The organism is Nocardioides sp. F233, assembly GCF_057813895.1.
Map to the genome: position 1 here is coordinate 198,731 of NZ_JBVASH010000007.1, position 12,304 is coordinate 211,034.

Genomic DNA, 12,304 nt, shown 5'->3' on the forward strand with positions numbered 1-12,304 from the left:
GGGCGGGTGGGTCACCCCTGCTGTCGAGGCTGCTCGGTGAGCAGCCGCTGGCGGAGCCGGTCGTCGCGCCGCAGCCGCGCCAGGTCGCGCTCCCGACGCTCGGCCACCACGGCCATCAGCACCAGCTCCGGTGGCGCTCCGGGCGGCGGGGGCGGGGCGACGTACGGCGCCACGTCGGCGAGCAGTGCCCGCCCGACTCGGTCACGGGACACCGGATCCAGGGTGGCCAGGCGGCCGAGGAACTGGCGCACCGCCAGCGCGGTCCCGGTCGGCAGCGCCGCGAGGTCCGTCCTCCGGGCCCAGGCCGCGAGCTGGGGCGGCATCGGCGGCGGGGGCGGCAGCCGCAGCGGGACCCGCTCGCGCACGACGTACGTGCCCGCGGCGTAGTCACCCAGCCGCTTGCCGCGGGTGCTGAGCATGATCGAGAAGAACGCCGGCGCCCCGGAGAACGCGTAGATCTCCACGAACCCGATCAGCGCCCGCACCAGCGCGTGCTGGAAGCTGATCGGCCCGCCGTCGTCACGGACCGTGCGCAGCCCGAGCGCCAGCTTGCCGACCGAGCGGCCGCGGGTCAGCGTCTCCAGCGTGGTCGGGATGACCAGGAACGTGACGACCGAGGTGAGCACGATGCCTGCTCCGAGCAGCGCCTCGTCGTGGGCGACCGACGCACCGACCAGCAGCAGGATGTAGGCCACGATCAGGCTCACCACTGTGACCGCGACGTCGATCAGCCCGCTCGCCATCCGCAGGCCGAGGGACGCGGCCGGCAGGTCGAGCGCCACGCCCTCGCCGGTGACGAGGTCGTCGGCGGTGACGGTGGCGAAGTCGGAGGTGGGCATCGCTGGCAGCCTAGTGTCCTGTCAGGACACCAGGTCACCAGCGCTCGACGCGGAGCCCGTCGACGCGGCGGAACTCACGCTCGTTGCGGGTCACCACGATCAGCCCCCGTGATCGCGCGTGACCGGCGATCATCACGTCGTGGGCGCCGATCGGTGTGCCGTGGCCGGCGAGGTCCGCACGGATGTCGCCGGCGTGGGCCGCCGCGTCGGCGTCGAAGTCGAGGAAGTCGACCGCCGCCGCCAGCTCGTCGATCGCGAGATCGTTGCGGGCGGTGTCGGCGCTGCGGGCTGCGCCGAAGCGGAGCTCGAACAGCGAGACGGCGGAGGCCGCCACCGGCCCGGCAGCGCGCCAGCGCTCCCGCAGCGGCAGGTCCCGTTTGCGCAGCAGCTCGATGGCGATGTCCGTGTCGAGCAGGTGGCGATGGCGCTGCGTCATGCCCAGGACCGCTCCTGTGCGGCCGGCTGCTCGCGGGCGAAGTCGTCGCTGATCCGTAGGTCGCTGTCCCAGAAGGCGTCGACCCGCGATCCAGCGGGCCGGATCACCCGGGCCTCGCCGACGACGTCGATCTCGACCTCGGACACCGAGTCGTCGAAGGCGACTGCCTTCGGGAGGCGCACGGCCTGCGTCCTGTTCGACAGGAAGAGCCGGGTGATGACGGACATACAACGAGGACATACGCCGATCTGGTGAGCGGCCAGCGCGAAGCGGGGAGGGTGCCGGCCGGGGCACTACGCTCGGCCACGTGCCCCGGATCGACCTCGACGCGTACGTCGCCACTCACGCGGGGTCGTGGACGCGCCTGGACCAGCTGGTGCGCCAGCGGCACCGGACCGGGGCGGACGCCGACGAGCTGGTGGACCGGTACCAGCAGGTCGCGACCCACCTGTCCGTCGTACGCACCTCGGCGCCGGACGGTGAGCTGGTGGCCCACCTGTCGTCGTTGCTGGGGCGGGCGCGGATCGCGATGCTGGCGTCGCGGGTGCCGAGCTGGCGGGGGTTCACGGGGTTCTTCACCGAGCGGTTCCCGGCGGCGCTCTACAACCTGCGCTGGTGGTGGCTGGGCTGCCTGGCGGGCAACGTGGTGGTCACCGCGGTGATGATGATCTGGCTGGGCCAGCACCCGCAGGTGGAGCAGAACCTGCTCTCGCCGCAGGAGGTCGACCAGCTGGTCAACAGCGACTTCGAGAGCTACTACAGCGAGAACGCCGCCGGCGCCTTCGCCACCCACGTCTGGGTCAACAACGCCTGGGTGAGCGCGCTGTGCATCGGGCTCGGGATCCTCGGGCTGCCGGTGCTCTACCTGCTGTTCCAGAACGTCGCGAACCTCGCGATCGTCGGCTCGATCATGATGCGCCACGACCGCGGCGAGCTGTTCTGGGGCCTGATCATCCCGCACGGCCTGCTCGAGCTGACCTGTGTCTTCGTGGCCGGCGGGGTGGGCCTGCGGCTGTTCTGGTCGTGGGTCGAACCCGGGCAGCTGTCCCGGGCCCAGTCGCTCGCCCGGGCCGGTCGCACGTCGGTCACGGTCGCCCTCGGGCTGGCCGTGTGCCTGTTCGTCAGCGGCATCATCGAGGGCTTCGTGACGCCCTCGCCACTGCCCACGTGGGCGCGGATCGCGATCGGCGTGCTCGCCGAGCTCGGCTTCCTCGCATACGTCTTCGTGGTCGGCCGCGCCGCCGCCTCGCGCGGCGTCACCGGCGACGTCTCCGCGTCCCTGCTGGAGGACCGGGTCGCCACCCAGGCCTGAGCCTCTCCTACCCTGACGACATGAGCCGAGCGGTCGTGGTGGGAGCGGGGATCGCCGGGCTGACGGCGGCCCGCGCTCTCGCCGAGGCGGGCAGCGACGTCCTCGTACTCGAGGCGACCGACCGTCCCGGCGGCAAGCTGCGGGCCGGCGTGGTCGCCGGCGTGACGGTCGACGTCGGTGCCGAGGCGATGCTCCACCGGCGTCCCGAGGGCACCGCGCTCGCGACCGCCCTCGGCCTGCCGATCACCCACCCCACGACGGCCACCTCGCGGGTCTGGACCCGCGACGCGCTGCGCCGCCTGCCCCGCACCGTCATGGGCGCCCCGCTCGACCTCGACGACCTCGCCGCCTCGGGCATCCTGTCGGCCGACGGCCTCGACCGCGCCCGCCACCAGGCCGTCCCGCACCCCGACGGCGACCTGTCCGTCGGCGACCTCGTCGGCCAGCGGTACGGCGACGAGGTGGTCGACCGGCTCGTCGAGCCCCTCCTCGGCGGCGTGTACGCCGGCCAGGCCCGCCGCATCTCCGCCCGCTCCGCCGCGCCGCAGCTCCTCGACCTCCTCACCCGCGACGAGGTCTCCGTCCCCCCACCGCCCGCCGGCAGCCCGCCGGTGTTCGCCGCCGTCGACGGCGGCATGTGGCGCCTGCCCGCCGCGCTCGAGACCGACCTCCGCGACCGGGGCGCCTCCGAGGTCCGGTACGACGCCCCGGTGACCGCGGTCCGCCGTACCCCCACCGGCTTCATGGTCACCACCCCCACCGGCGACGAGCCAGCCGACCAGCTCGTCCTCGCCACGCCCGCCGCGCCGAGCGCGCGGCTGCTGGCCGACCTCGCCCCCGGGGCAGCGCACGAGCTGGCAGAGATCGCCTACGCGTCCGTCGCCCTGGTCACCTTCGCCTTCCGCAGCGACGCCCCGGGCGTCGTCGAGGCGCTCGACACCGGCGCCTCCGGCTTCCTGGTCCCGCCCGTCGACGGTCGTCGGGTGAAGGCGTCGACCTTCTCCTTCGCCAAGTGGGACTGGGTGCGCGACGCGGGGAAGGGCCTGCTGGTCCTGCGGACCTCGCTGGGCCGGTTCGGCGAGGAGGGCACCCTCCAGGTCCCCGACGAGGGGCTGGTCAGCGCCTCGCTCGCCGACCTCGAGCTGGCCACCGGCCTGACCGCGGCCCCGGTCGACGCGGTCGTCCAGCGCTGGGGCGGCGGGCTGCCGCAGTACTGGGTCGGCCACGCCGACCGGGTCGCCCGCATCCGTGCCGCCGTCGCCCAGGTGCCGGGCCTCGCGCTGTGCGGGGCGGCGTACGACGGCGTCGGGATCCCCGCCACCATCGGCTCCGCCCAGCGCACGGTCGCCGACCTGCTCGCCTGAGCGAACCTTGCCCCGTTGTCCCTGTCCCGCGGGACACCGGGCCCGGGATGGTCCTGCCATGACAGCTCAGACCCACATCCCCGCAACCGCTCTCGACCGCACCACGCCGCACGACGAGCCGGTCGTCTACCCGCCGACCCGCTGGGCGCTGGCCGGCCTCGGCGCCGGCCTCGCCGGCGTCGGTGTGGTCGTCTCGTCCTCGATGGTCAGCGCCGTCTACGACGACAAGTACGCCGGTGACGCCGACGCCATCTCCACGGCCCTCGGCGACATGGTGCCGCAGATGCTCGCCTTCCACCTGAGCGCGATGATCGCCGCGGTGCTGCTCGTCCCGTTCGGCGCGGGCCTGTACCGCCGGCTCAAGGCGAGCACCCCCGCCGACAGCGCGCTCCCGCTCGTCGCCTTCTCGGGCGTGCTGATCACCGCGATCATGCTGATCGTCGGCGGCGGCCTCGACACCGAGTTCATCTTCTCCGCCGGCGACAACGACCTCCTCGTCCCGGCGAACGCCGCGATGTACAACCACTGGATCGGCACCATCCCGTGGTGCTGGGGCCTGCTCGGCCTGTCCGGCATCACCTTGTTCGGTGCGGCCCGGCACGGCGGCGTCCCGAAGTGGATCGGTCTCGTGGGCCTCGTCGGCGGCGGGCTGACCCTGCTCCTGGGCATCTCGCCGCTGCAGTACATGGCCGGCATGACCGGCCCGATCGGCCTGATCGTGATCGCGCTCGGCTTCCTCGCCGGGGACAAGGCGTTCCGCGGCCGCTCGTGAACCCACCTACCAATTCAGCCGGTCCGCACCGTGGGGGTGCGGACCGGCTGCAGAATGTGCCGGTGACCGTGCCGGTGCCGCTGCAGGCCGACACCCGCCCGCGCGGCCTGAGGGCCGTCGCGGTCCTCGTCGTACCCGCCCTCTGCGTCGCCCTGGTCCCGCTCGGTGCCTGGCTCGACATGGGGGCTCCCGAGACCGGACCGGGGCCCGAGATCGCCGGCGGTCCGGGCTGGCCGTGGCAGAGCCTCGGTGCGGCGCTCGGCGTGCTCGCCGGCATCGTCCTGCTCCACGACCGGCGGCAGAAGTTCGGCTGGCTGCTGGCCTTCTCCGGGCTGTTCTGGGCGCTCGACGGACTCTCGCAGAGCTACGTCCAGGCCGGCCTCGGCGCGACCTCGGCCTGGCCGGGGATGACCTTCGCGCTGTGGTTCCTGCTCCGGTTCACCTCCTACCTCACCTCGGTGACCGCGGTGATGCTGCTCGTCTTCCCGACCGGCCGGTTCCTCCCGGGCCGCTGGACGCCGGCGTCGTGGGCTGCTGTCGCCGCGATGGCGCTGAGCGGCGTGGCCTTCATCGTCGTGCCCGCCGAGGGCGACCACGCCCTCGCCGACCTGCCGCCCGGCGTCGACGCCGACCCGACCACGCTGGGCTTCCTGACCGGTCACGAGCCGCTGGTCTCCTCGCTCGGTCTCCTGCTCGGCGGGGCCGGGTTCGTCTTCTCCCTGCTCACCGTCGTGGTCCGCTACCGGCGCTCCCAGAGCCTCGAGCGCGACCGGATGCGCTGGCTGCTGTGGAGCGTCGTGGTCATCGCGGCCGTCGTCGTGGTGACCCTCGCGGTCGAGGTCCCCGGGGGCAGCTTCCTCGGCGCGGTCTCCGCCGCCGTCGTACCTCCCGCTGCGATGACCGTCGCCATCGTGCGGCCCACCCTGGTCCCGATCCAGGACCTGCTCAGCCGCACCGTCGTGCTCGCCGCGATCCTCGTCGTGCTGGTCGCCGCCGACGCGGCCGTGCTCGGCATGTTCACCCTGGTCCTCGACGACGCGCTGACCCAGGCCCAGGTCGTCGCGGTCGTGCTCGTCGTCTCCGTCGTCCTCTACGGCCCCCTGCGCCAACGGCTCTCCGCCGGCATCCGGCGGGTGATGCTCGGCGAGCGCGGCAACCGGTACGACGCCGTGGCCGGTCTCGCCTCGACGCTGGAGAACACCGACGACACCGTCGAGCAGCTCGCCGCCGTCGCCCGCGCCGTGGCCTCCGCGTTCGCCGTCCCGTTCGTCAGCGTCGAGGTCGACCGCGGCCACGGCGAGCGGCTCGTGACGACCTTCGGCGACCGGCCGGCCGAGGTCCGCACGCTGCCGATCACCTGGCGCGACACCACGATCGGACGACTGGTCCTCCCGGCCAAGGGCCTGCGCAGCCGGCTCACCGTCCGCGACGAGGAGCTGCTCGGCGACCTGGTCCGCCAGGCCGCCACCGCCGCCCGCACCAGCCAGCTCGCCGAGGAGGTCCAGCGCAGCCGTGAGCGCCTGGTCACCGCCCGCGAGGAGGAGCGGCGCCGGATCCGGCGCGACCTGCACGACGGCTTCGGCCCCGCCCTGAGCGGCATCGTCTTCCAGCTCGAGGCGGCCCGGATGACCGTCGACCGCGACCCGGCCCGGGCCCGCGGTCAGCTCGAGACGATCAGCTCCCAGGTGCAGGAGGTCGTCGCCGACGTACGACGCCTCGTGCACGACCTGCGCCCGCCGGCCCTCGACGACCGCGGCCTGGTCGGTGCCCTGCGGCAGCAGGCCGAGCACCTCGCCGTACCCCTCGACGTGACGGCCCCCGACGACCTCCGGCTCCCGGCGGCGGTCGAGGTCGCGGCGTACCGGATCGCGGGGGAGGCGCTCACCAACGTCGCCCGGCACGCCGACGCGAACGGCGTCCGGCTGCTGGTCGAGACCGCCGACGACACCCTCGTGCTCGAGGTCGCCGACGACGGCCGTGGCATCCCCGCCGACCGGGCCGCCGGCGTCGGGCTCGCCAGCCTGCGCGAGCGGGCCGCCGAGCTCGGCGGCACCACCACCATCTCCAGCCCTCCCGGCGGCGGCACCGTCGTCCGGGCCCGACTGCCCCTCAGGAGCCCCGCATGACCAGCCCGATCCGGGTTGTCGTGGTCGACGACCACCAGATCGTCCGCGACGGACTCACCTCGTTGCTCGGCGCGCTCGACGGCATCGAGGTCGTCGGCTCCGCGTCCGACGGCCGCGAGGCGCTGCACGTCGTCGAGGACACCGCGCCCGACCTGGTGGTCATGGACATCCAGATGCCGCACCTCGACGGCATCGAGGCGACCCGTTTCCTCACCGGCCGCAACCCCGACCTGCGCGTGGTCATGCTGACCATGAACGAGGACGACGACACGGTGCTCAGCGCGATCCGGGCCGGTGCCTGCGGCTACCTGCTCAAGGGGGCCGGCGCCGACGAGGTGCAGCACGCGATCCGCTCGGCCGCCGCCGGAGGCATGGTGTTCGGTGCCAGCCTCGCGGCCAAGGTCGCCGGCTTCTTCGCCGGCGCCCTCCCGGCCCAGCGGGCCGACGACGACCCGTTCCCCGAGCTCAGCGAGCGCGAGCGGGACGTGCTCCAGCGGATCGCCGCGGGCCGGTCCAACGACGAGATCGCGGCCGCCCTGTACGTCTCCAACAAGACCGTGCGCAACACGGTCTCGGCCATCTACGCCAAGCTGCACGCCACCGGTCGCGCCGACGCCATCGTCAAGGCGCGGGAGGCGGGCTACGGCCGCGGCTGAGGGGTCGGCACAATGGGAGGCATGTCGGACCCCCAGGCGCACATCCAGAGCAACGCGGCGAAGATCAACGAGCTCAACGACACCGTCCGCTTCACCATGTGGTCGGTGTTCCGGCTCGAGCAGACGCTCGGTGCCGACGACGTCGTCCGCAAGAACGAGACCGCCGAGCTGGAGGCCTTCCTCGCCGACCTGGCCGCCGAGGACGTCGTCGTCCGTGGCCTGTACGACGTCGCGGGACTGCGCGCCGACGCCGACCTGATGATCTGGTGGCACGCCGCCGACAGCGACCAGCTCCAGAACGCCTACCACCGGCTGCGCCGCACGGCCTTCGGCTCGCGGCTCGCGCCGGTCTGGTCGCAGATGGCGCTGCACCGCCCCGCGGAGTTCAACCGCAGCCACCTGCCGGCGTTCCTCGCCGACGAGCGTGCGCACGCCTACGCCGCCGTCTACCCCTTCGTCCGCTCCTACGAGTGGTACCTCCTCGAGGACGCCGAGCGCCGCCGCCTGCTCGCCGAGCACGGCCAGATGGCTCGCGGCTACCCCGACGTGCGCGCCAACACGGTCCCGAGCTTCGCGCTCGGCGACTACGAGTGGATCCTCGCCTTCGAGGCCGACGACCTCACCCGGATCGTCGACCTGATGCGTCACCTGCGTGGCTCGGAGACCCGCCGCCACGTGCGCGAGGAGGTGCCGTTCTACACCGGCAGGCGCGTCGAGGTCGCCGAGCTGCTGACCCGGCTGCCCTGAGTCACCAGCAGCCAGGTCGGCGCCGCGGCCAGCCATACGGCGGTGAGGGTCACGCCGAGCCGCTGGACCAGGCCGAGGTAGTCGGAGCTGCCGTTGAGCAGCAGGGTCGCGGTGAGGACGGCGTCGATCGCGCCGCACAGCGCGGCGCCGACCCCCACGGCCAGCAGGACCAGCCGGCGCCGGTCCGCACCCCTGCGGCGCAGCGCGAGGCTGCAGGTGAGCAGCACGACCAGGAAGGCGAGCGTCTCCAGGAAGCTGGAGACGCCGTGCGGCTCGCTCACCTTGGCCCACCACGCCCCGGTGCCGGGGTCGGGGAGCGTCGCCCCGAAGGTGTACGACGTCGACAGCGGCACCGCCGCCTCGAAGACCGCGCACACCGAGAGCAGGACCAGCGGCGCCCAGACCGCGGCGCAGCGCCGGGTCAGGACCCACGACAGCGCCGCTCCCGCTCCGAGCGCGACACCGGCGACGACGTCGGCGATCCGGAACACGTGGTGGTAGGGCTGGCCGATCGCGGACAGCTCGCTGATGAAGCTGGTGCGCAGGTCGGCGTCGACCGGGAGCACGAGCTGGAGCACCCAGTCGGCGTACCCGAGTCCGCCGACCACGAGCAGCGCGATCGCAAGCCCGCGCAGGCGGGTGGTCACCACGCGGTCTCCTCGGCGTCGGGGCGGACCAGCGGGAAGGTCACGGTCGAGCGGATCGGGTCGCCCGACAACAGCATCAGCAGCCGGTCGATGCCCATGCCGAGGCCGCCCGTGGGAGGCATGCCGACCTCCAGGGACTGGAGGAACAGCTCGTCGGTGACCATCGCCTCGGGGTTGCCGCCGGCCGCGAGCAGGGACTGCTGCTCGAGGCGCCGGCGCTGCTCGACCGGGTCGGTCAGCTCGCTGTACGCCGTCGCGAGCTCCATCCCGAGCACGACCAGGTCCCAGCGCTCCGCGAGCGCGGGGTTGTCGTCGCGCGAGCGGGTCAGCGGGCAGACCGAGGTCGGGAAGTCGGTGTAGAAGGTCGGCGCCACGGTCGTCGGCTCGACGAGCGCCTCGTAGAGCTCGAGCACGACCTGGTCGGCGCTCAGCTCGGCACCCGCGACGCCGTGGCTCGCGGCCAGCTCGCGGAGGTCCTCGACGGGCGTCGCCCAGTCGACGGGTACACCGAGTGCCGCCGACACCGCGTCGTGCACCGTCCGCACGGTCCAGGTGCCGTCGATGGGGAGCTCCTGCTCCTGGCCGTCGGCGTCGCGATGCACCAGTACCGGGCGGCCGTGCACCGCGATGGCGGCGGCGGTGACCAGCTCCTGGCACAGGTGCCGCATCGTCGTGTAGTCGCCGTGCGCGTCGTACGCCTCGAGTGCGGTGAACTCGGGGTTGTGGGTGCGGTCGGCGCCCTCGTTGCGGAACACGCGGCCCATCTCGTAGACCCGCTCCGCGCCACCGACGCACAGCCGCTTGAGGTAGAGCTCGGGCGCGATCCGCAGCGACAGGGGGAGGTCGTAGGCGTTGCTGTAGGTCGCGAACGGGCGGGCGTTGGCGCCGCCGTGGACGGTGTGGAGCACCGGCGTCTCGACCTCGAGGTAGTCCTGCCCGTGGAGGGTCTCGCGGATCCCGCGGAGCACCTGTGCCCGGCGGCGCAGGTGCTCACGCGCACCGTCGTTCATGGCGAGGTCCAGGTGGCGTTGACGGACGCGGAACTCCGGTGCCATCGGGCCGTTCACGTGGCCGGGCAGCGGGTGGAGGCACTTCGCGAGCATCCGCCACGACGTGGCGAGCACCGACCGCTCGCCGCTGCGGCTGGTGCCGACCGTGCCGTTCAGCTCGACGAGGTCGCCGAGGTCGCAGTCGCCGACGAACACCTCGAGGGCCGGTGCGAGGTCGTCGGCCTGCAGGACGCACTGCACACAGCCGTGCCAGTCACGCAGCTCGACGAACACGACCCCGCCGTGGTCGCGGATCGCGACCAGCCGGCCGGCCACGGTCACCGCGGAACCGTCCTCGGCCGCGAGCGCGGCCGCGGTCGAGGTGGGCCGCTCGCCCGCGGCTGGATAGGGGGAGCGGCCGGCCTCGGCCATCGCCGACATTCGGTCCATCCGGATCCGCACCTGCTCGGGACGGCGCCGGCCGCGGGCACGCAGCTCCTGGTGGGCCTCGACGGCCGCCACGATCGCCTCGGCCCGCTCGGGGGCGAGGTGCTCGGGCTCCAGCGGCCGCCGGGTCCGGATCCGTTCCGGGATGTCGATGAAGCCCTCGGCGATGCCGGCAGCGACGCCGACCCGCGGGATCATCCGCGCGTCGTCGTAGCAGAGGAACCGGGGGAACCACGCGGGCTCGTACTTCACGTTCGACCGGTAGAGGGCCTCGAGCTGCCACCACCGGGACAGCACGAGCAGCACCCGCCGCCAGCCGCGGAGCAGCGGACCCGCACCGATCCGGCCGCCCTCCTCGAAGACGGAGCGCAGGACCGCGAAGTTCAGCGAGATCCGGGCGATCCGGTGCTCGGAGCCGTGCTCGGCGATCGTGCTCACCAGGAACTCGATCACGCCGTTGGGGCCGTCCGGGTCGCGCCGCATCAGGTCGAGCGAGATGCCGGACGTGCCCCACGGCACGAACGACAGCAGCGCCAGCACCGAGCCGTCGGGTGCGAGCGCCTCTGCGAGCAGGCAGTCGCCGTCGGCAGGGTCGCCCAGACGGCCCAGCGCCATCGAGAAGCCGCGCTCGGGCTCGTCGCCGCGCCACGCGTCGGCGAGCCGGCGTACCTGCTCCATCTCCTCGGGCGGCACCTGGTGGTGGCGGCGGATCCGGACGGTCAGGCCGTGGCGCCGGGCCCGTCGTACGGCGCGCTGGATGGCGGGCAGCCGCGGCCGGCGCTGGTTGAAGTCGGCGACCTCGATGATCGCCTCGTCGCCGAGCTGCAGGGCGGTCAGGCCCGCCCGCTCGTAGTGATGGGCCGCGCGCTCGCTGGCCCCGAGCACCGCGGGGGTCCAGCCGTGGTCGCGCGCGAGCTGCTGCCAGCGGGCGATGGCGTCGGGCCACGACCCCATCTCGCCGATCGGGTCACCGCTGGCCAGGCAGACGCCGACCTCGACCCGGTGCAGCACGACCGCACGGCCGTCCTCGGAGAAGACGGCGGCCTTGTCGCGGCGGGTCGCGAAGTAGCCGAGCGAGTCGTGGCGGCCGTACTCGTCGAGCAGGGCGCGCACCGCCTGCTCCTCCGGGGCCGTCAACGTCGCACGCAGCGCCTGGGACTGGAACACGACGGCGAACGCGCCGAGCAGGGACACGCCGCCGAGGAACCCGATCAGGTCGCTGACCCAGTCGTCCGGCCGGCCGTCGAACGCCCGCGGGCCGATCACGCCACCCGTGGCCCGGTTGAGCGACCACAGCAGCCGCTGGTCGGCAGCCAGGGTGCCGTGGAAGAGCTGGAGCAGGAGGAAGCCGAGGCCGATGCTCAGCAACAGGCACGGCACCAGGACGGCGACCGCCTTGAGGACCGACCGCGACCGGACCCGGGTGTTGAAGCCGTTGCGGGCCAGCAGCACCACGACGAGCAGCAGGGTGGCGACCGCGACCGCGACGTTGCTGCGGGGGCGGGCGGTGAACTCGCCCAGGGCGTCGGCCAGGTTGATGACCAGGACCCCGACCAGGATCCGCCAGCCGGCGCGCTTGCCGGTGCTCAGTGCCGCGGCGAGCAGCGCCAGGAAGGTGGCGTAGGCAAGGTTGGGCAGGATCAGCAGGACGTTCTCGCTGACGACGGTCAACGGCTCGCGCAACCCGTGGCGCAGCGAGGGGACCAGGCCGGCGACCGCACACACGCCGGCCCAGACGGCGACCAGGGTCGCGCTCGTCGACGGGACCTTGCGGACCAGGAGATCGCGGAAGCCGGTCAGCCAGGCGGGAGCGGCTGCGGCCGGTGGTCGGGACACCCCGGAACCCTACGACTCCGGGCCCCGGCGAGTTGTTCTTTGAAAAGTCTATTGACTTAGTGCACTATTGAGTCATGACCACCTCCCTCCCAGTCCTGCATGGCTCCCTCCGGGCGTCCGGGCTGTGTTGTCG

At 73.4% G+C, this 12,304-nt stretch carries 11 protein-coding genes; 6 read left to right on the forward strand and 5 right to left on the reverse strand.

The features are described from left to right. Positions 1-11 precede the first annotated feature (11 nt). From ACZYRU_RS23600 to vapB, 3 genes are read right to left on the reverse strand one after another with little or no spacing between them, the layout of a single operon-like run. The gene (locus ACZYRU_RS23600) at positions 12-839 is read right to left on the reverse strand and encodes an RDD family protein (protein WP_488959546.1); all 828 of its coding nucleotides are present in this window, start codon (positions 837-839) and stop codon (positions 12-14) included. Between the two features lie 34 nt (positions 840-873). Next, positions 874-1,275: a PIN domain-containing protein gene (locus ACZYRU_RS23605; RefSeq protein ID WP_488959547.1), complete on the reverse strand. Its 402-nt coding sequence runs from the start codon at positions 1,273-1,275 to the stop codon at positions 874-876. Further along, positions 1,272-1,502 (reverse strand): type II toxin-antitoxin system VapB family antitoxin, encoded by a 231-nt coding sequence (gene vapB, locus ACZYRU_RS23610; RefSeq protein WP_488959548.1) that lies wholly within the window; start codon positions 1,500-1,502, stop codon positions 1,272-1,274. Before vapB ends, ACZYRU_RS23605 begins: the two co-directional genes overlap by 4 nt. A gap of 80 nt (positions 1,503-1,582) precedes the next feature. Here vapB and ACZYRU_RS23615 point away from each other — a divergent pair, with 80 nt between their 5' ends. From ACZYRU_RS23615 to hemQ, 6 genes are all read left to right on the forward strand, one after another. Then, on the forward strand, positions 1,583-2,587 hold the full coding sequence (locus ACZYRU_RS23615; protein ID WP_488959549.1) for a stage II sporulation protein M: 1,005 nt from the start codon (positions 1,583-1,585) through the stop codon (positions 2,585-2,587). A 20-nt stretch (positions 2,588-2,607) separates the two neighbouring features. Then, on the forward strand, positions 2,608-3,951 hold the full coding sequence (locus ACZYRU_RS23620) for a protoporphyrinogen/coproporphyrinogen oxidase (RefSeq protein WP_488959550.1): 1,344 nt from the start codon (positions 2,608-2,610) through the stop codon (positions 3,949-3,951). Between the two features lie 58 nt (positions 3,952-4,009). Continuing rightward, positions 4,010-4,723 carry a hypothetical protein gene (locus tag ACZYRU_RS23625; protein ID WP_488959551.1) on the forward strand — a complete coding sequence of 238 codons (714 nt, stop codon included), beginning with the start codon at positions 4,010-4,012 and terminating at the stop codon, positions 4,721-4,723. A 62-nt stretch (positions 4,724-4,785) separates the two neighbouring features. Further along, the gene (locus ACZYRU_RS23630; protein ID WP_488959552.1) at positions 4,786-6,849 is read left to right on the forward strand and encodes a sensor histidine kinase; all 2,064 of its coding nucleotides are present in this window, start codon (positions 4,786-4,788) and stop codon (positions 6,847-6,849) included. After that, the gene (locus tag ACZYRU_RS23635; protein ID WP_488959553.1) at positions 6,846-7,505 is read left to right on the forward strand and encodes a response regulator transcription factor; all 660 of its coding nucleotides are present in this window, start codon (positions 6,846-6,848) and stop codon (positions 7,503-7,505) included. Before ACZYRU_RS23630 ends, ACZYRU_RS23635 begins: the two co-directional genes overlap by 4 nt. Before the next feature lie 21 nt (positions 7,506-7,526). Beyond that, positions 7,527-8,252 (forward strand): hydrogen peroxide-dependent heme synthase, encoded by a 726-nt coding sequence (gene hemQ / locus ACZYRU_RS23640; protein ID WP_488959554.1) that lies wholly within the window; start codon positions 7,527-7,529, stop codon positions 8,250-8,252. Here the strand turns inward: hemQ and ACZYRU_RS23645 are convergent. Both ACZYRU_RS23645 and lysX read right to left on the reverse strand, forming a co-directional pair. Further along, positions 8,201-8,902, reverse strand: coding sequence for a DUF998 domain-containing protein (locus tag ACZYRU_RS23645; RefSeq protein ID WP_488959555.1), 702 nt, complete (start codon positions 8,900-8,902; stop codon positions 8,201-8,203). The two genes, hemQ and ACZYRU_RS23645, sit on opposite strands and share 52 nt — an antisense overlap. After that, entirely contained in the window at positions 8,896-12,171 is a 3,276-nt protein-coding gene (gene lysX, locus ACZYRU_RS23650; RefSeq protein ID WP_488959556.1) for a bifunctional lysylphosphatidylglycerol synthetase/lysine--tRNA ligase LysX, read from the reverse strand. The genes ACZYRU_RS23645 and lysX overlap by 7 nt, the downstream gene beginning before the upstream one ends. Positions 12,172-12,304 lie beyond the last annotated feature (133 nt).